At 72.0% G+C, this 18,460-nt stretch carries 14 protein-coding genes; all 14 read left to right on the forward strand.

Annotated features, from left to right (window positions below):
• Positions 1-107: 107 nt before the first annotated feature.
• The 14 genes from ACGH52_RS32550 to ACGH52_RS32615 all read left to right on the forward strand — a co-directional run bounded on the left by ACGH52_RS32550 (position 108) and on the right by ACGH52_RS32615 (position 18,448).
• Positions 108-1,469 carry an OFA family MFS transporter gene (locus ACGH52_RS32550; RefSeq protein ID WP_210977008.1) on the forward strand — a complete coding sequence of 454 codons (1,362 nt, stop codon included), beginning with the start codon at positions 108-110 and terminating at the stop codon, positions 1,467-1,469.
• Complete coding sequence (locus tag ACGH52_RS32555) at positions 1,438-1,590, forward strand: hypothetical protein (protein WP_171987485.1); 153 nt, start codon at positions 1,438-1,440, stop codon at positions 1,588-1,590. The genes ACGH52_RS32550 and ACGH52_RS32555 overlap by 32 nt, the downstream gene beginning before the upstream one ends.
• 161 nt (positions 1,591-1,751) lie before the next feature.
• Entirely contained in the window at positions 1,752-2,702 is a 951-nt protein-coding gene (locus tag ACGH52_RS32560) for a beta-ketoacyl-ACP synthase III (RefSeq protein ID WP_076977246.1), read from the forward strand.
• 127 nt (positions 2,703-2,829) lie between these two features.
• Complete coding sequence (locus tag ACGH52_RS32565) at positions 2,830-3,507, forward strand: GntR family transcriptional regulator (RefSeq protein WP_063124378.1); 678 nt, start codon at positions 2,830-2,832, stop codon at positions 3,505-3,507.
• Between the two features lie 263 nt (positions 3,508-3,770).
• Positions 3,771-4,952 carry an ROK family protein gene (locus ACGH52_RS32570; RefSeq protein ID WP_399944543.1) on the forward strand — a complete coding sequence of 394 codons (1,182 nt, stop codon included), beginning with the start codon at positions 3,771-3,773 and terminating at the stop codon, positions 4,950-4,952.
• Between the two features lie 140 nt (positions 4,953-5,092).
• A complete protein-coding gene (locus ACGH52_RS32575; RefSeq protein WP_123627234.1) occupies positions 5,093-6,610 on the forward strand; it encodes a sugar ABC transporter ATP-binding protein in 1,518 nt (505 codons plus the stop codon).
• The gene (locus ACGH52_RS32580) at positions 6,607-7,626 is read left to right on the forward strand and encodes an ABC transporter permease (RefSeq protein ID WP_059300155.1); all 1,020 of its coding nucleotides are present in this window, start codon (positions 6,607-6,609) and stop codon (positions 7,624-7,626) included. Before ACGH52_RS32575 ends, ACGH52_RS32580 begins: the two co-directional genes overlap by 4 nt.
• A gap of 17 nt (positions 7,627-7,643) precedes the next feature.
• On the forward strand, positions 7,644-8,690 hold the full coding sequence (locus ACGH52_RS32585) for a substrate-binding domain-containing protein (RefSeq protein WP_059300156.1): 1,047 nt from the start codon (positions 7,644-7,646) through the stop codon (positions 8,688-8,690).
• Positions 8,691-8,779: 89 nt separating this feature from the next.
• Complete coding sequence (locus tag ACGH52_RS32590) at positions 8,780-10,072, forward strand: Gfo/Idh/MocA family protein (RefSeq protein ID WP_399944548.1); 1,293 nt, start codon at positions 8,780-8,782, stop codon at positions 10,070-10,072.
• A gap of 16 nt (positions 10,073-10,088) precedes the next feature.
• On the forward strand, positions 10,089-11,087 hold the full coding sequence (locus tag ACGH52_RS32595) for a sugar phosphate isomerase/epimerase (RefSeq protein WP_059300158.1): 999 nt from the start codon (positions 10,089-10,091) through the stop codon (positions 11,085-11,087).
• 261 nt (positions 11,088-11,348) lie between these two features.
• Positions 11,349-15,062, forward strand: a complete 3,714-nt coding sequence (locus ACGH52_RS32600; protein WP_399944551.1) for a ThuA domain-containing protein — start codon at positions 11,349-11,351, stop codon at positions 15,060-15,062.
• 142 nt (positions 15,063-15,204) lie between these two features.
• On the forward strand, positions 15,205-16,407 hold the full coding sequence (locus ACGH52_RS32605) for an inositol-3-phosphate synthase (protein ID WP_399944554.1): 1,203 nt from the start codon (positions 15,205-15,207) through the stop codon (positions 16,405-16,407).
• A complete protein-coding gene (locus ACGH52_RS32610) occupies positions 16,404-17,483 on the forward strand; it encodes an SCO3242 family prenyltransferase (protein WP_399944557.1) in 1,080 nt (359 codons plus the stop codon). Before ACGH52_RS32605 ends, ACGH52_RS32610 begins: the two co-directional genes overlap by 4 nt.
• Complete coding sequence (locus ACGH52_RS32615) at positions 17,480-18,448, forward strand: sugar phosphate isomerase/epimerase family protein (protein WP_399944560.1); 969 nt, start codon at positions 17,480-17,482, stop codon at positions 18,446-18,448. The genes ACGH52_RS32610 and ACGH52_RS32615 overlap by 4 nt, the downstream gene beginning before the upstream one ends.
• Positions 18,449-18,460 lie beyond the last annotated feature (12 nt).

An 18,460-nucleotide genomic window follows, 5' to 3' on the forward strand; every position in this document is an offset into this window, starting at 1 on the left:
CAGTAGTGGTGGTAGTAGTGGTGGTCTGTAGTCGTGTGCTCGACTTCTGTAGTTGTCTGCTCAACAGACTTCTCAAGCGCTTTCCGGATGCCTACGGTTGGGGACCCATGAGTCCCCCCGTCGCACCCCCGGGCTGGAGCCGCTGGCTCGTTCCCCCGGCCGCTCTCTCGGTCCACCTCTCCATCGGGCAGGCCTACGCCTGGTCCGTGTTCAAACCGCCCCTGGAGTCCGCGCTCGGCCTCAGCGGCACGCAGAGCGCGCTGCCCTTCCAGCTCGGCATCGTCATGCTCGGTCTCTCGGCCGCGTTCGGCGGCACGCTCGTCGAACGGCACGGGCCGCGCTGGGCGATGACCGTCGCCCTGGTCTGCTTCTCCTCCGGCTTCCTGCTCTCCGCGCTCGGCGCGGCGATGGAGCAGTACTGGCTGATCGTCCTCGGCTACGGCTTCGTCGGCGGGATCGGCCTCGGCATCGGCTACATCTCGCCCGTGTCGACGCTGATCAAGTGGTTCCCGGACCGGCCCGGCATGGCCACCGGCATCGCCATCATGGGCTTCGGCGGCGGCGCCCTCATCGCCTCGCCCTGGTCGGCGCAGATGCTGAAGTCCTTCGGCACCGACAACTCCGGGATCGCCCTCGCCTTCCTCGTCCACGGACTGACGTACGCCGTCTTCATGCTGCTCGGTGTGCTGCTGGTGCGGGTGCCGCGGCCCAGACAGCGGGCGGACGGCCGGCCCGCCCCGCTCGAAGGGGTCCAGGTCTCGGCGCGGTCGGCCCTGCGCACCCCGCAGTTCTGGCTTCTGTGGCTGGTGCTCTGCATGAACGTCACGGCCGGTATCGGCATCCTGGAGAAGGCCGCGCCGATGATCACGGACTTCTTCGCCGACACCTCCACCCCGGTGTCCGCGACCGCGGCGGCCGGATTCGTGGCCCTGCTGTCGGCGGCCAACATGGCCGGGCGGATCGGCTGGTCCTCGACCTCCGACCTGATCGGACGCAAGAACATCTACCGCGTCTACCTCGGCGTCGGCGCGCTCATGTACACCCTGATCGCGCTGTTCGGCGACTCCTCCAAGCCGCTGTTCGTGCTGTGCGCGCTGGTCGTCCTGTCCTTCTACGGCGGCGGCTTCGCCACGGCCCCCGCCTATCTCAAGGACCTCTTCGGCACCTACCAGGTCGGCGCGATCCACGGGCGGCTGCTCACCGCCTGGTCGCTGGCCGGCGTCCTCGGGCCGCTGATCGTGAACTGGATCGCCGATCACCAGGAGGAGGCGGGGCGGCACGGCTCGGACCTGTACGGCACCTCCTTCCTCATCATGATCGGGCTGCTGGTCGTCGGCTTCGTCGCCAACGAACTCGTCCGCCCCGTCCACGCCAGGCACCACGAGCCCGCGACCACCGTCCCCGCGACCACCGTCCCCGCGCCGAAGGAGGGCAACGATGTCACCCGACAGCAGCCAGAGTCCGCCTGAGGCCGCCGAGGTGCCCGACCGGCGGCCGCTGATCGCCTTCACCTGGCTCTGGGTGGGCGCGCCGCTCGCCTACGGGCTGTACGAACTCGTGCGGAAGGCGACCCAGCTCTTCACCGGGTGAGCGCGGACACCGGCGACCCGGGACGGCCCGGGGCGGCCGAGGGTGCTGACCGAAGCCGACAAGCCGGGCGCCGGTTTCCTGTCGTATCACCTGCCGTCGTACCCGTCGGTCACTGATCACACTGGTGGATCCCGTACCCCGAGGCAGCGAGGACTCCACCCATGCACCAAGGCTCCCGCATCACCGCCGTCGGCCACTACCAGCCCGCCCGGATCCTCACCAACGAGGACCTGGCGGGCATGGTCGACACCAGTGACGAGTGGATCAGGAGCCGGGTGGGCATTCGTTCGCGCCGGATCGCCGGACCCGACGAGCCGGTCGACGAGCTGGCCGGCCACGCCGCCGCGAAGGCGCTCGCGGCGGCCGGGCTGACCCCCGCAGACGTGGACCTGGTGGTGGTCGCCACCTCCACCGCGATCGACCGCTCCCCGAACACCGCCGCCCGTGTCGCGGCCCGCCTCGGCATCCCCGGCCCCGCCGCGCTGGACCTCAACGTGGTGTGCGCGGGCTTCACCCACGCCCTGGCCACCGCCGACCACGCCGTACGGGCCGGTTCCTCCAGCCGGGCGCTGGTCGTCGGCGCGGACAAGATGTCCGAGGTCGTCGACTGGACCGACCGCACCACCTGCGTGCTGGTCGGCGACGGGGCGGGGGCCGCCGTCGTGGAGGGCTGCGCACCGGGCGAGGAGGCGGGGATCGGCCCCGTGCTGTGGGGCTCGGTGCCCGAGATGGGCAACGCGGTCCGCATCGAGGGGACGCCGCCGCGGTTCGCGCAGGAGGGGCAGAGCGTCTACCGCTGGGCGACCACCCGGCTGCCCGCCATCGCGCGCCAGGCCTGCGAGCGCTCCGGCCTCGAACCGGCCGAGCTGGCCGCGGTCGTCCTGCACCAGGCCAACCTGCGCATCGTCGAACCCCTCGCCGCCAAGATCGGTGCCGTCAACGCCGTGGTCGCCCGCGACGTCGTCGAGTCCGGCAACACCTCCGCGGCGAGCATCCCGCTCGCGCTGTCCAAGCTGGTCGAGCGGGGCGAGATCACCACCGGCGACCCGGTGCTGCTCTTCGGCTTCGGCGGCAACCTCTCCTACGCCGGACAGGTCGTCCGCTGCCCCTGACGACCCCGGCGCCCCCGGTGTGACGTGGCCTACACCCCGCTTCCACGGCCGAGCACGCCGTAGACTGTAGACGAAAGACAATCAATACTTTGCCTGTTGATTGCTTTCCGGCTGCCGAGGGGGACTGATGTTGTCCGCAGGACTGCCGCAGGGCGCGGTGCCCAGGCTCGAACGGCCCGGCCCGCTGCGGGACCGTGTCTACGAGGCGCTGCTCGAACTCATCACCACCCGGGCCCTGCGACCCGGCCAGCACCTCGTCGAGAGCGAACTCGCCGGTCACCTCGGGGTGTCGAGGCAGCCGGTGCGCGAGGCACTGCAGCGGCTCAACACCGAGGGCTGGGTCGATCTGCGCCCCGCGCAGGGCGCGTTCGTCCACGAGCCGACGGAGGAGGAGGCGGACCAGCTCCTGACGGTGCGCACGCTGCTGGAGGCCGAGGCGGCACGGCTCGCCGCGGCCAACGCCTCCAGTGCCGGCATCGCCGCGCTGGAGGAGCTGTGCGAGGAGGGGGAGCGGGCCGTCGCCGCCGAGGACGTGGACGCCGCCGTCGCCTTCAACGCCCGCTTCCACCGCAAGGTCATGGAGCTGGCGGGCAACGCGGTGCTGGCCGAACTCGCCGCGCAGGTCGACCGCCGGGTCCGCTGGTACTACACGCCGATCGCCCGGCAGCGCGGCCGGCAGTCCTGGATCGAGCACCGCAAGCTGATCGCCGCCATCACCGAACGGGACGAGCAGGCGGCGACCCGGCTGATGCGCGAGCACACCGAACACACCCGCCGTTCGTACCACGAGCGCGGAGAATCCTGAGGTCAGAGCCCTTTCGAGGGGTGTTCACAGGCCGTCCGGCACCCTGGCCGGGCGGCCTCGTCGCGTCCCGGGCCCTCGGACGCCGGACTCTTCTTTGTCCACTCAGAGGAGAAAGTTCGCAGCAATTCGTGCGTGACTTCTTCCCACACCCGGCGCCCGCTGCTACGTTCCCTCCGAAAGCACGCCACGGGAGCAAGTCAGGGACGTGGCCGGAAACCGGCGGACCCAAGGCCGATCGAGGCGGGGAGGGGCTCGTGAGACGCATGACCGCACGACCCGCGAACGCCCACCAAGCGCGACTGCTCCAGCTGTTGCGCGACGGCGGGCCCAACTCCCGTGCCCAGCTGGGCGACCAGGTCGACCTCTCCAGGTCCAAACTGGCCGTCGAGGTGGACCGGCTGCTGGAGACCGGTCTCGTCGTGGCCGACGGACTCGCCGCCTCGCGCGGCGGGCGCCGCAGTCACAACGTCCGTCTCCACCCCGAACTGCGCTTCCTGGGCGTCGACATCGGCGCGACCTCGGTCGACGTCGCCGTCACCAACGCCGAGCTGGAGATCCTCGGACACATCAACCAGCCGCTGGACGTGCGCGAGGGCCCGGTCGCGGTCTTCGAGCAGGTGCTGGCCATGGCGGCCAAGCTGCGCGCCTCCGGGCTCGCGGAGGGCTTCGACGGCGCCGGCATCGGCGTCCCGGGGCCGGTCCGCTTCCCCGAGGGCGTGCCGGTGGCACCGCCGATCATGCCGGGCTGGGACGGCTTCCCCGTACGGGAGGCACTCAGCCAGGAACTCGGCTGCCCGGTCATGGTCGACAACGACGTGAACCTGATGGCGCTGGGCGAGCAGCACGCGGGGGTCGCCCGCACCCAGAACGACTTCCTCGTCGTCAAGATCGGTACCGGCATCGGCTGCGGCATCGTCGTCGGCGGCGAGGTCTACCGCGGGACCACGGGCAGCGCGGGCGACATCGGGCACATCCAGGCGGTGCCCGAGGGACGCCAGTGCGCCTGCGGCAACCGCGGCTGCCTGGAAGCCCACTTCAGCGGCGCGGCCCTGGCCCGCGACGCCACGGAGGCCGCCCAGCAGGGTCAGTCGGCCGAACTCGCGAACCGGCTGGAGGCGAACGGGGGCCTCAGCGCCGCCGACGTCGCCGCCGCGGCCGCCGCGGGCGACGCCACCGCACTCGACCTGATCAGGGAGGGCGGCCGCAGCACCGGCCAGGTCATCGCCGGCCTGGTCAGCTTCTTCAACCCCGGCCTGGTGGTGATCGGCGGCGGGGTGACCGGCCTCGGCCACAACCTGCTCGCCGCCATCCGCACCCAGGTCTACCGCCAGTCGCTGCCCCTGGCGACCGGCAACCTGCCCATCGTCCTCGGGGAGCTGGGACCCACCGCCGGAGTCATCGGCGCGGCCCGGCTGATCAGCGACCACCTGTTCTCACCCGCGTAGCCACCGTTCGGTTCACGAGCTCCACCCAGCACAGCGCTCTACTCAGCCCTGCCCTGCTCCGTACCGTCAGGCCCCGTTCCGCCACGCCCTGCTCTGCTCTGCCCTGACACCGGCCCGCACGCCCGCCGAGGGGACCTCACATGGCACCAGAACCACCGCTTCTCAGCATGTCCGGCATCACCAAGTCGTTCCCCGGAGTCCGGGCCCTCGACGGCGTCGACCTCGACGTCCAGGCCGGTGAGGTGCACTGCCTCCTCGGCCAGAACGGCGCGGGGAAGTCCACCCTCATCAAGGTGCTGGCCGGCGCCCACCAGCCCGACACCGGCACCATCCGCTGGCGTGGCGAGGAGGTCACCCTGCGCTCGCCCATCGCGGCCATGCGCCTGGGCATCGCCACCATCTACCAGGAACTCGACCTGGTCGAGCACCTGTCGGTCGCCGAGAACGTCCACCTCGGACACGAGCCGACCGCCGCCGGATTCGTCGTCCGGGGCAAGGCGGCCAAGGCGTCGACGGCCGCGCTGCTCAAGCGGCTCGGGCACCCCGAGGTCGACCCGTCGCGGCTGGTCGGCGACCTGTCGGCGGCACAGCAGCAGATCGTGTCGATGGCCCGGGCGCTGTCCCACGACGTACGGCTGATCGTGATGGACGAGCCGTCCGCCGCGCTCGACCCGGACGAGGTCGACAACCTCTTCCGCATCGTCGCCGACCTCACCGCCGACGGAGTCGCCGTCGTCTACATCTCGCACCGCCTGGAGGAGATCCGCCGCATCGGCGACCGGGTCACCGTCCTCAAGGACGGCCGGGCGGTGGCCCGCGCGCTGCCCGCCGAGTCCACGCCCACCCGCGAGGTGGTGGCGCTGATGACGGGACGCAACGTCGAGTACGTCTTCCCGGACCGGCCCACCGCCCCGCCCGCGGGCGAACCCGTGCTCAGCGTGCGGGGGCTGGCCCGGCAGGGCGAGTTCGCCCCGCTCGACCTGGAGGTGCGCCCCGGCGAGATCGTCGGCCTCGCGGGGCTGGTCGGCTCCGGCCGTTCCGAGATCCTGGAGACGGTCTACGGAGCCCGCAAGGCGAGCGCCGGACAGGTCCTCGTCGACGGGCGCCCGCTCCGGCCGGGCAGCGTGCGCGCCGCGGTGCGCGCCGGACTCGGACTCGCCCCCGAGGAACGCAAGGCCCAGGCCCTGCTGATGCTGGAGTCCGTCACCCGCAACGTGTCGGTCTCCGCCATGTCCCGCTTCTCGCGCGGCGGCTGGATCGACCGCGGCGCCGAACTCGGCGCGGCCCGCAAGGCCACCCGCGAGCTGTCGCTGCGGCCCGACAACCCGTCCGTGCCCGTGCGCACCCTCTCCGGTGGCAACCAGCAGAAGGCGGTACTCGCCCGCTGGCTGCTGCGCGGCTGCCGGGTCCTGCTGCTCGACGAACCCACCCGCGGCGTCGACGTCGGCGCCCGCGCCGAGCTGTACGCCGTCATCCGGCGGCTGGCCGACGAGGGCCTCGCCGTCCTGCTGGTCTCCAGCGAGGTGCCCGAGGTACTGGGTCTCGCCGACCGCGTACTGGTACTGCGCGAGGGCCGCGTCGTGCACGAGGCCCCCGCCCGCGAACTCGACGAACACCGCGTACTCGACCTCGTGATGGAAGGAAGTCCGGCGTCATGACGCAGCACGTGTCCCCGCCGCGGGACGGCACCGGCAAGGCGGCACCCGTGGACGCTCCGCCCGCCTGGCGGGTCCGGTTGGGCCGCGCCGACGTCCGCACCCTCACCCTGCTCGGCGTGCTCGCCGTGCTGGTCCTCATCGGCGGCATCACCCAGCCCGACTCGTTCCTCGACACCCGCAACCTCCAGCTGGTGCTCACCCAGGCGTCCGTGATCGGCGTCGTCACCGTCGGCATGACCTTCGTCATCGTCTCTGGCGGCATCGACCTGTCGGTCGGCGCCATCGTCGCCCTCGCCTCGGTGTGGGCGACCACGGTCGCCACCCAGGAGTACGGGTTCTTCGGCATCCTCTTCACCGCGATCGTGGTGGGAGTCGGCTGCGGCCTGGTCAACGGGGTGCTCATCGCCTTCGGCCAGATGGTCCCGTTCATCGCCACCCTCGCCATGCTGGCCTCGGCCCGCGGCCTCGCGCTCCAGATCACCGACGGCCGTACCCAGGTCGTCACGGTCTCCAGCGTCCTGGACCTCGGCGAGCGCGACGCCTACATCCTCGGCATCCCGCCGCTGGTCCTGGTGTTCGCGGCCGTCACCGTCATCGGCTGGCTGGTGCTCAACCGGACCACCTTCGGACGGCGCACCGTCGCCGTCGGCGGCAACGCGGAGGCCGCCCGCCTGGCCGGCATCGACGTCCGCCGCCAGCGGCTCTACCTCTACCTGCTGTCCGGGCTGTGCTGCGGCATCGCCGCCTTCCTGCTGATCGTCCTGGCCGGCTCCGGCCAGAACACCAACGGCAACCTCTACGAACTCGACGCCATCGCCGCCGCGATCATCGGCGGAACCCTGCTGACCGGCGGCCGGGGCCACATCCTCGGCTCCGTGCTGGGCGTCCTGATCTTCACCACCATCACCAACATCTTCGCCCTGAACAACCTGCAGACCGACGTGCAGCAGATCGCCAAGGGCGCGATCATCGTCGCCGCCGTGCTGGTCCAGCGCCGTACCGCAAGCACGCATTGAGGAAAGGGTTCACCGTCATGACGAAGCTCACGAGTCGCAGAGGGCTGCTCTTCGGAGCCGCCGCCGTGTCCGCCGGTGCCGTCCTCACGGGGTGCACCAGCAACGACCCCGACGACGGCGACGACAAGCCCGCCGCGGACACCCAGCCGGCCGCCGACGACAAGCCCGGCAAGCCCATCACCATCGGCTACGCGGGTCCGCAGGCCGACCACGGCTGGCTCAACGCCATCAACGACCAGGCCAAGAAGCGCGCGGAGAAGTACTCGGAGGTCACCCTCGAGGTCACCGAGGGGTCCAACGACACCGCGCAGCAGATCGGCCAGATCGAGACCCTCATCAACAAGAAGGTCGACGTCCTGGTGGTGCTGCCCGCCGACGGCAAGGCGCTCACCCAGGTCGGTCTGAAGGCGATGCGGGCCGGCATCCCGGTCATCAACCTGGACCGCATCTTCAACAGCCCCCAGGCCTACCGCTGCTGGGTCGGCGGCGACAACTACGGCATGGGTCTCAACGCCGCCCACTACATCGGCGAGAAGCTCAAGGACAAGCCGAACGCGAAGGTCATAGAACTGGCCGGCATCGACAACCTGGAACTGACCCAGCAGCGCACCCAGGGCTTCGACGACGGACTGAAGAACTACCCGAACATCAAGAAGGTGGCCCGCCAGGCCGCCGAGTTCACCGTCGAGTCCGGCCAGGCCAAGATGGCGCAGCTGCTCCAGGCCCAGTCGGACTTCGACGCCCTGTGGAACCACGACGACGACCAGGGCGTGGGCGCCCTGCGCGCCATCGAGCAGGCCGGACGCGACGACTTCCTGATGGTCGGCGGCGCGGGCGCGCTCTCCGCCTTCGAGGCCATCAAGGCCGACCGCGGCGTACTGAAGGCGACCGTGCTCTACCCGCCGACCATGGCCGCCTCCGCGATCGACCTGGCCCGCGCGCTCGGCCAGGGCAAGGGCGTCAGCGGCCTCGCCGAGTTCGAGATCCCCTCGACCGTCACCTGCTACTCGGCCGTCGTCGACAAGGAGAACGTCGACCAGTACATGTCCACGGGCTTCAAGTGACGGGTGCCGTCCCGGCGGCGGCCTGACCAGCCGGCCCGCCGGGGCGGGGCCCACCCCCACCGCGCCACCACGACGAGGAGGACATCCGCATGGGACAGCCGCAGCAGCCCGAGGGGGCCGGCGCCGAGGAGGCAGCAGCCGAGACCGACAGCGGGACCGCTACCGGGACCGACGCCGGGGCCGGGGCGGCGACGGGGGCGTCCGCGACCAGACCGCCCCTGCGCGTCGGCATGGTCGGCTACGCCTTCATGGGCGCCGCCCACTCCCAGGGCTGGCGCACCGCGGGCCGGGTCTTCGACCTGCCGCTGAACCCGGTGCTGGCCGCGATCTGCGGGCGGGACGCCGACGCCGTCCGCCTCGCGGCCGACCGGCACGGCTGGGCGAGCACCGAGACCGACTGGCGGGCGCTTGTCGAACGGGACGACATCGACCTCGTCGACGTCTGCACCCCCGGCGACAGCCACGCCGAGATCGCGCTGGCCGCGCTCGCCGCCGGAAAGCACGTCCTGTGCGAGAAGCCGCTGGCCAACACCGTCGAGGAGGCGCAGGAGATGACCCGCGCCGCCGAGGAGGCCGGGGCGCGCGGGCAGCTGGCGATGGTCGGCTTCAACTACCGCCGGGTGCCCGCCACCGCGCTGGCCCGGCGGATGGTCGCCGAGGGCCGCGTCGGCCGGCTGCGGCACCTGCGGGTGACCTACCTCCAGGACTGGCTGGTCGACCCGAAGGCCCCGCTCACCTGGCGGCTGCGCAAGGAGCTGGCCGGATCGGGGGCGCTCGGCGACCTCGGCGCCCACATCGTCGACCTCGCCCAGTACCTGTCGGGGGAGCGGATCGCGGGCGTCTCCGCCCTCACCGAGACCTTCGTACGGGAACGCCCGCTGCCCGCCGGCGCCCCCCGGGGCCTGACCGCGGGCTCGGCGGACGGGGTGACGGGGCAGGTCACCGTGGACGACGCCGCCGTCTTCACCGGCCGCCTCACCTCCGGCGCCCTGGTCTCCTTCGAGGCCACCCGGTACGCCACCGGACGCAAGAACGCCCTGCGCATCGAACTCAACGGAGAGCGCGGCTCACTCGCCTTCGACCTGGAGCGGCTCAACGAGCTAGAGTACCACGACGGCACCGAGCCGGGGGAGCACGCGGGCTTCCGCCGCATCCTCGTCACCGAACCCGAACACCCCTACCTGGACGCCTGGTGGCCGCCGGGCCACGGGCTCGGCTACGAGCACACCTTCGTGCACCAGGCGCGCGATCTCGTCCACGCCGTCGCCGAGGGCCGCGCGCCCGAACCCTCCTTCGCCGACGGGCTGCAGGTGCAGCGCGTGCTCGCGGCCGTGGAGGAGAGCGCCGAGAAGAACTCCGTCTACACCCCGATCATGCTCTGAGGAGGCCGGCAGCGACATGCCACGCAACTTCACGCTCTTCACCGGACAGTGGGCGGACCTGCCGCTGGAGGAGGTCTGCCGCCTCGCCCGCGACTTCGGCTACGACGGCCTGGAACTCGCCTGCTGGGGGGACCACTTCGAGGTCGACAAGGCGCTGGCCGACCCCTCCTACGTGGAATCCCGGCACCAGCTGCTCGACAAGTACGGCCTCAAGTGCTGGGCCGTCTCCAACCACCTGGTCGGCCAGGCCGTCTGCGACGCCATCATCGACGAACGCCACGAGGCGATCCTGCCCGCCCGCATCTGGGGCGACGGCGACGCCGAAGGCGTACGGCAGCGCGCCGCGGCCGAGATCAAGGACACCGCGCGGGCCGCCGCCCGTCTCGGTGTCGACACGGTCATCGGCTTCACCGGCTCGGCGATCTGGCACCTGGTGGCCATGTTCCCGCCCGCTCCCGAGTCGATGATCGAGCGCGGCTACCAGGACTTCGCGGACCGCTGGAACCCGATCCTGGACGTCTTCGACGCCGAGGGCGTGCGGTTCGCCCACGAGGTGCACCCCAGCGAGATCGCCTACGACTACTGGACCACCCAGCGCGCCCTGGAGGCGGTCGACCACCGGCCCGCGTTCGGCCTGAACTTCGACCCCTCCCACTTCGTGTGGCAGGACCTCGACCCCGTCGGCTTCCTGTGGGACTTCCGCGACCGCGTCTACCACGTCGACTGCAAGGAGGCTCGCAAGCGCCTCGACGGCCGCAACGGGCGGCTGGGCTCCCACCTGCCGTGGGGCGACCCGCGGCGCGGCTGGGACTTCGTGTCGGCCGGGCACGGCGACGTCCCCTGGGAGGACGTGTTCCGCATGCTGCGCTCCATCGACTACCAGGGACCCGTCTCCGTCGAGTGGGAGGACGCCGGCATGGACCGGTTGCAGGGCGCGCCCGAGGCCCTGAGCCGCCTCAAGGCCTTCGACTTCGAGCCGCCCAGCGCGTCCTTCGACGCCGCGTTCAACAGCTGATCCGCGCGCCCCGCGCAGGTCGGGACGGGGACCGGAGCGACCGCCGGTCCCCGGTCCGGGCTGCCCGAATCCTGCTTTGTCCTGAGTTGGGTAAAAGTTAAACAGGTCCTGGCCCAAGGGGTGTTGGCCGCGGAAGAACGCGGTTACCGTCCCTGAAGTGTTCAGGACACACACGCCTCCGGGGTGACGGCGCACCCCGGCGCCCGCATCGCACGCCTTCGCACCCATCCCGTACGGCCCACCCGTTCCCGGAGGGACTTCGTGCACAGAACCAGACTCAAAGGCACCACGACCTCGAGGCGCCCCAGGCTTCGCACCACCCTCGCCCTGTTCACCGGCCTGCTGCTGGCCGTGGGCACCCCGGCGACCGTCGCCGGCGCGCACCCGGGCCACCCGGAGCACGACGAGACGGCCGCCGCCGAGGGACAGTTCCAGCAGGTACCGCTCGCCAAGGGCGAGCCCGAGATGGGCGAGCCGATGTCGCTCGCGGTGCTCCCGGACCGCAGCGTCCTGCACACCGCCCGCGACGGCACACTGCGCCTGACCGACCAGGGCGGCGTCACCAAGGTCGCCGGCAAGATCCCCGTCTACAACCACGACGAGGAGGGCCTGCAGGGCGTCGGCATCGACCCGGACTTCGAGAAGAACCGGGCGATCTACCTCTACTACGCCCCGCCGCTGGACACCCCCGCGGGCGACGCCCCGGAGAACGGCACCGCCGAGGACTTCAAGAAGTTCGACGGCGTCAACCGCCTCTCCCGCTTCGTCCTGAACGCCAACGGCACGCTGGACATGGCCAGCGAGAAGAAGGTGCTGGACGTCGCGGCCTCCCGCGGCACCTGCTGCCACGTCGGCGGCGACATCGCCTTCGACGCCGAGGGCAACCTCTACCTCTCCACCGGCGACGACACCAACCCGTTCGCCTCCGACGGCTACACGCCGATCGACGAGCGCGCCGACCGCAACCCGGCCTTCGACGCCCGCCGCAGCGCGGGCAACACCAACGACCTGCGCGGCAAGCTGCTGCGCATCAAGGTCGCCGAGGACGGCTCGTACACCATCCCGGAGGGCAACCTCTTCGAGCCCGGCACGGAGAAGACCCGGCCCGAGATCTACGCGATGGGCTTCCGCAACCCGTTCCGGATCAGCGTCGACAAGAAGACCGGCACGGTCTACGTCGGCGACTACGGCCCCGACGCGGGTGCAGCCGACCCGAAGCGCGGCCCGGCCGGACAGGTCGAGTTCGCCAAGGTCACCAAGGCCGCCAACTTCGGCTGGCCCTTCTGCACCGGTGACAACGACCCGTACGTCGACTACGACTTCGCCACCAAGACCTCCGGCGAGACCTTCGACTGCGCGGCCCCGAAGAACACCTCGCCGCACAACACCGGCCTCACCGACCTGCCGCCCGCGCAGGCCGCGTGGATCCCGTACGACGACGACTCCGTGCCCGAGTTCGGCAGCGGCTCCGAGTCCCCGATGGGCGGCCCGGTCTACCGCTACGACCCCGACCTCGACTCCAGCGTGAAGTTCCCCGAGGAGTTCGACGGGGACTTCTTCGCCGGTGAGTTCGGCCGCCGCTGGATCAAGCGGATCGAGCAGACCGAGGACGGTGCGGTCTCCAAGATCAATGACTTCCCGTGGACCGGCACCCAGATCATGGACATGGAGTTCGGCCCCGACGGCGCGCTCTACGTCCTCGACTACGGCCTGTCCTGGTTCCAGGGCGACAAGGACTCCGCCCTCTACCGGATCGAGAACGCCGCGGACGGCTTCTCCCCGATCGCCGAGGTGAGCGCGGACAAGACCTCCGGCGCGGCCGGACTGAAGGTCGCCTTCACCGCCACCGCCAAGGACGCCGACTCCCCGGACCTCACCTACAGCTGGGACTTCGGCGACGGCACCATGGGCGAGGGCCTCACGCCCACGCACAAGTACAAGAAGGTCGGCACCTACACCGCGACCTTCACCGCCAAGGACCCCGAGGGCAACACCGGCAACGCCAGCGTCCGGATCGTGGTCGGCAACACCGAGCCCAAGGTGGTCATCGAGACCCCCGGCAACGGCACCCTTCTCCCCATGGGGGAGCCCATCCCCTTCAAGGTGAAGGTCACCGACCCCGAGGAGACCGTCGACTGCTCCAAGGTCAAGGTCGCCTACAGCCTCGGCCACGACTCCCACGCCCACGAGCTGACCAGCGAGATGGGCTGTGAGGGCACCCTCAACCCGCCGCCGGGCGACGGCGGCCACGACCCCAACGCCAACATCTACGGCGTCGTCGGCGCCAGCTACACCGACGGCGGGGCCAACGGCCAGGAGGCCCTGACCGGCACCGCGCGCACCGTGATCCAGCCGCCGCACCGCCAGGCCGAGCACTTCACCGCTCAGCAGGGCGTGTCGCCGATCGACAAGACCGGTGCCAACGGCGGCAAGACCGTCGGCGACATCAACGACGGCGACTGGATCTCCTTCAGCCCCTACAAGTTCGACGGGCAGAAGAAGCTGACCGTGCGGGCCTCCTCCGGCGGCGCCGGAGGCTACGTCGAGGTGCGCACCGGTTCGCCCACGGGCCCGCTGCACGGCTCCGCGTACATCCCGCCGACCGGCGGCTGGGAGACCTTCCAGAACGTCGACGTGCCGCTGCGGGCCCTGCCCAAGAAGACCACCGACGTCTACCTGGTCTTCAAGGGCGGCGAGGGCGCGCTCTACGACATCGACGACTTCGAGTTCTCCAAGGAGCCGTTCAAGGCCGGCAAGAAGGTCCTGGTCTTCTCCAAGACCGCGGGCTTCCGCCACGACTCCATCCCGGCGGGCATCGCCGCCCTGAAGGAGCTGGGCACCCCGGCCGGCATCTCCGTCACCGCGACCGAGGAGGCAGGGCAGTTCACCACGGCCAACCTCGCCAAGTACGACGCGGTCGCCTTCCTGTCCACCACCGGTGACGTACTCAACGCCGATCAGCAGAAGGCGTTCGAGAACTACGTCAAGAACGGCGGCGGCTACATGGGCATCCACGCCGCCGCCGACACCGAGTACGACTGGGAGTTCTACGGCGGCCTCGTCGGCGCCTACTTCGACTCGCACCCGGCCATCCAGAAGGCCACCGTCCGCGTCGAGGACCACGACCACCCGGCCACCGCGCACCTGGACGACGCCTGGGAGCGCACCGACGAGTGGTACAACTACCGCACCAACCCGCGTGAGCAGGCCAAGGTCCTCGCCACCCTCGACGAGACCACCTACCAGGGCGGGAACATGAAGGGCGACCACCCGATCGCCTGGTGCCAGAACTACGGCGGCGGCCGCTCCTTCTACACCGGCCTCGGCCACACCAAGGAGTCCTACGCGGACGAGACCTTCCGCGGCCACCTGCTCGGCGGCATGCAGTACGCCACCGGCCAGGTCAAGGCCGACTGCAAGCCGGCCAAGGGCTACCGGGACATCTTCAACGGCCAGACCCTGGACGGCTGGAAGCAGGCAGGACCCGGAAAGTTCAACGTCAAGGACGGCGTCCTGGAGTCCGAGGGCGGCATGGGCATGCTCTGGTACCAGGCCAAGGAGCTGAAGTCGTACTCCCTCAAGCTCGACTGGAAGATGCGGGGCGACGACAACTCCGGTGTCTTCGTGGGCTTCCCGGCCTCCGACGACCCCTGGTCCGCGGTGAACAAGGGCTACGAGATCCAGATCGACGCCACGGACGCCGTGGACCGCACCACCGGTGCGATCTACACGTTCAAGGCGGCGAACATCAAGGCCCGCGACCAGGTCCTGCGGCCGCCCGGCCAGTGGAACTCCTACGAGATCAAGGTGCAGGGCGAACGCCTCCAGGTGTTCCTCAACGGAGTCAAGATCAACGACTTCACCAACAAGGACCCCGAGCGGAGCCTGACCGACGGCTACATCGGCCTCCAGAATCACGGTGTGGACGATCAGGTCTCCTTCCGTAACATCCAGTTGAAGCACCTGCCCTCCTAGGGCGACCCCGCCCCCGCGGGGGCGACCGGAACGGCGGCGGGCGGAGGACGCCGGACCTCCGCCCGCCGTCACCCCCGAACGGAACACCCCCGGCCGTACCACCGCTCGTGTGTGTCCGACGCGCTCGACAAGGAGGCTGCCCATGTCCGCGTCCCCCTCTGCTTCCTCCCGTGGCTCCCGTACCGGTGTCTGGTTGATCGGAGCCCGCGGTTCCGTCGCCACCACGGTGGTGGCGGGCTGCGCCGCCATGACCGCGGGGCTGCATCCCCCGACCGGCATGGTCACCGAGACCCCCGACTTCACCGGCACCGGACTGCCCGCCCTCTCGTCCCTCGTCTTCGGCGGTCACGACACCGTGGACTGCCCCCTGCCCAAGCGGGCGGAGGCCCTGGCCGCGGGCGGCGTGCTGCCGCACGGACTGCCCGCCGCCGTCGGCGCCGAACTGGCCACGGCCGACCGCGAGATCCGCCCGGGCGGCCCGCTGCCCGGCGACACCCGTGACGAGGAGACGCTGATCGCCGCCTTCGCCGCGGACATCACCGACTTCGCACGACGCTCGGGAGCGGAGCGGACCGTGGTGGTGAACGTGGCCTCCACCGAGCCCGCGCCCACCGGTGACGCCCTTCCCGCCAGCTCGCTGTACGCGGCCGCCGCCCTGCGCGCCGGCTGCCCGTACGTCAACTTCACCCCGTCGACCGGCCTGCACCACCCGGCGCTGTCCGCACCGGCCGCGGCGAGCGGCCTGCCCCACGCGGGCCGCGACGGCAAGACCGGGCAGACCCTGCTGCGCTCGGTGCTGGGACCGATGTTCACGCAGCGGGCGCTGGCGGTGCGTGCCTGGTCGGGCACGAACCTGCTGGGCGGCGGCGACGGCGCCGCCCTCGCCGACCCGGCGGCCGCCGCGGCGAAGAACGCCGGCAAGGAACGCGTCCTCGCCGACACGCTCGGCGCCCCCGTCGAGGGCGAGGTGCACATCGACGATGTGCCCGCGCTCGGCGACTGGAAAACCGCCTGGGACCACATCGCCTTCGACGGCTTCCTCGGCGCCCGCATGATCCTCCAGACCACCTGGCAGGGCTGCGACTCGGCCCTCGCCGCGCCGCTCGTCCTCGACCTGGCCCGCCTGGTCGCCCGCGCCCACCAGAAGGGCCTGACCGGCCCACTGGGCGAACTGGGCTTCTACTTCAAGGACCCGGTGGGGGACGGCCCGTCGTCCCTGGCCGAGCAGTACACGGTGCTGAAACGCTTCGCCGGACGGCTGGCGGACGACGCCGACACCGACCCGGCGCCCGACGCCGCCGCCGAAGCGGCACCCGCCGTCGACGAACGCGGGGCGCGGCGATGAGCCGCACCGTCGCCGCGGGCGGGGAGGCGATCGCAAGGGAGGCCGGAGCGGCGCAGGCGGACACCCCCGGCTCCCGGGCCACCGCACCGCCCTCCGGCCGTCCCGGGCCGAGCCCCTCCGGCACCCGCTCCTCCCGCCTCGGTGCCTGGGCCGAACTGCTGCGCCTGCCCGCGCTGTTCACCGTCCCCGGCGACGCCCTGGCCGGCGCGGCGGCGGCCGGTGCCCGCCCCGGGCCCCGCACCCTGCTCGCCATCGGCTCCTCCCTGTGCCTGTACGAGGCCGGCATGGCCCTCAACGACTGGGCCGACCGCGCGGAGGACGCCGCGGAACGCCCGCACCGCCCCCTCCCGTCCGGCCGTATCCGCCCTGCCGCCGCGCTCACGGCCGCCGGGGCCCTCACCGGCGCCGGGCTGGCGCTGGCGGCCGGTGCCGGACGTCCCGCCCTCGCGGTCGCGGCGCCGCTGGCGGCCACCGTCTGGGCCTACGACCTCGCCCTGAAGCACACCCCGGCCGGTCCGGCGGCCATGGCGGCGGCCCGGGGCCTCGACCTGCTCCTGGGCGCGGCCACCACCGGCGGCGGTACCCGGGCCGCGCTGCCCTCCGCCGCGCTGCTGGGCAGCCACACCCTCGCGGTCACGGCCGTCTCCCGCCGGGAGACCACGGGCGGTTCCGTCCTGGCCCCGCTGGCCGCCCTCGCGACGACGGGAGCGCTGACCGCCCTGGTCACCCGCCGCCGCACCCGACTCCCGGCAGGCCGGCGGGCAGCAGCCGCCCCCGGCCTGTCGGGCTCCACCCCGGCACCCGCCGCCACCGACGTCCTCGCGGCCGCCCTGGGCGCCGTCTACGCCGCGACGGCCGCGCGCCCCTATGTCCACGCCGTGCTCAACCCCTCACCCCCGCTCACCCAACGTGCCGTGGGCGGCGGCATCCGGGCCACGATCCCGCTCCAGGCCGCGCTCGCCGCCCGCTCCGGCGCGCCCGGTGCGGCGGCCACGTCCCTCCTGGTCGCGGCCCTCGCCCCGGCCGGCCGGCTGTTCGCGAGGAGGTCCGCGATGAGGAAGGTGAGCATCACATGAGGCGGAACCCGGACCACGGTCCGACGCGGATACCGGACCCGGCGGCGAACCCGGGAGCGGGCGAGGCCGGGGGCGGCGCGCGGCCGCTCCGTTTCGGCTACGGCACCAACGGTCTCGCCGACCTCCGCCTCGACGACGCCCTCGCGCTCCTCGCCGACCTCGGCTACGACGGCGTCGGCCTGACCCTCGACCACATGCACCTCGACCCGCTTGGTGACGACCTCGCCGCCCGCACCCGCCGCCTCGCCCGGCGCCTGGACGCGCTCGGCCTGGACGTCACCGTGGAGACCGGCGCCCGCTACGTACTCGACCCGCGCCGCAAACACGGCCCCTCCCTGCTCGACCCGGACCCGGAGGACCGCGCCCGCCGCGCCGACCTCCTGGTGCGCGCCGTCCGGGTCGCCGCCGACCTCGGGGCCCACGCCGTGCACTGCTTCAGCGGCGTGACCCCGGCGGGCACGGACGAGGACACGGCGTGGAAGCGGCTGGCCGAGGCCCTCGCCCCGGTCCTGGACGCCGCCGACACCGCGGGCGTCCCCCTCGCGGTGGAACCCGAACCCGGCCACCTGCTCGCCACCCTCGCCGACTTCCACACCCTGCGCCGCACCCTCGGCGACCCCGGACACCTCGGCCTCACCCTGGACATCGGCCACTGCCAGTGCCTCGAACCGCTCCCTCCCGCCGACTGCGTGCGCGCCGCCGCCCCCTGGCTGCGCCACGTGCAGATCGAGGACATGCGCCGCGGTGTCCACGAACACCTCCCCTTCGGCGACGGCGAGATCGACTTCCCGCCCGTCCTGGAGGCCCTCGCCGCCACCGGCTACCAGGGCCTGACCGTCGTCGAACTGCCCCGCCACTCCCACGCGGGACCCCACTTCGCCGAACGCTCCCTCCCGTTCCTGCGCCGGGCCGCACCGGCGCCGGGCCGCATCCACCGCTCGGGCGAGCCCTCCGCCACCCACTGAAGGGAGCCACCC

The organism is Streptomyces sp. BBFR25, from assembly GCF_044590125.1.
Lineage (GTDB): Bacteria > Actinomycetota > Actinomycetes > Streptomycetales > Streptomycetaceae > Streptomyces > Streptomyces canus_D.

Bases quoted from the DNA above. Each gene is read 5' to 3' on its own strand.
- ACGH52_RS32570 (WP_399944543.1), top strand. From the start codon at position 3,771: ATGACCGCACGACCCGCGAACGCCCACCAAGCGCGACTGCTCCAGCTG.
- ACGH52_RS32590 (WP_399944548.1), top strand. From the start codon at position 8,780: ATGGGACAGCCGCAGCAGCCCGAGGGGGCCGGCGCCGAGGAGGCAGCA.
- ACGH52_RS32615 (WP_399944560.1), top strand. From the start codon at position 17,480: ATGAGGCGGAACCCGGACCACGGTCCGACGCGGATACCGGACCCGGCG.
- ACGH52_RS32610 (WP_399944557.1), top strand. From the start codon at position 16,404: ATGAGCCGCACCGTCGCCGCGGGCGGGGAGGCGATCGCAAGGGAGGCC.
- ACGH52_RS32575 (WP_123627234.1), top strand. From the start codon at position 5,093: ATGGCACCAGAACCACCGCTTCTCAGCATGTCCGGCATCACCAAGTCG.
- ACGH52_RS32565 (WP_063124378.1), top strand. From the start codon at position 2,830: ATGTTGTCCGCAGGACTGCCGCAGGGCGCGGTGCCCAGGCTCGAACGG.
- ACGH52_RS32580 (WP_059300155.1), top strand. From the start codon at position 6,607: ATGACGCAGCACGTGTCCCCGCCGCGGGACGGCACCGGCAAGGCGGCA.
- ACGH52_RS32585 (WP_059300156.1), top strand. From the start codon at position 7,644: ATGACGAAGCTCACGAGTCGCAGAGGGCTGCTCTTCGGAGCCGCCGCC.
- ACGH52_RS32550 (WP_210977008.1), top strand. From the start codon at position 108: ATGAGTCCCCCCGTCGCACCCCCGGGCTGGAGCCGCTGGCTCGTTCCC.
- ACGH52_RS32555 (WP_171987485.1), top strand. From the start codon at position 1,438: ATGTCACCCGACAGCAGCCAGAGTCCGCCTGAGGCCGCCGAGGTGCCC.
- ACGH52_RS32595 (WP_059300158.1), top strand. From the start codon at position 10,089: ATGCCACGCAACTTCACGCTCTTCACCGGACAGTGGGCGGACCTGCCG.
- ACGH52_RS32560 (WP_076977246.1), top strand. From the start codon at position 1,752: ATGCACCAAGGCTCCCGCATCACCGCCGTCGGCCACTACCAGCCCGCC.
- ACGH52_RS32605 (WP_399944554.1), top strand. From the start codon at position 15,205: ATGTCCGCGTCCCCCTCTGCTTCCTCCCGTGGCTCCCGTACCGGTGTC.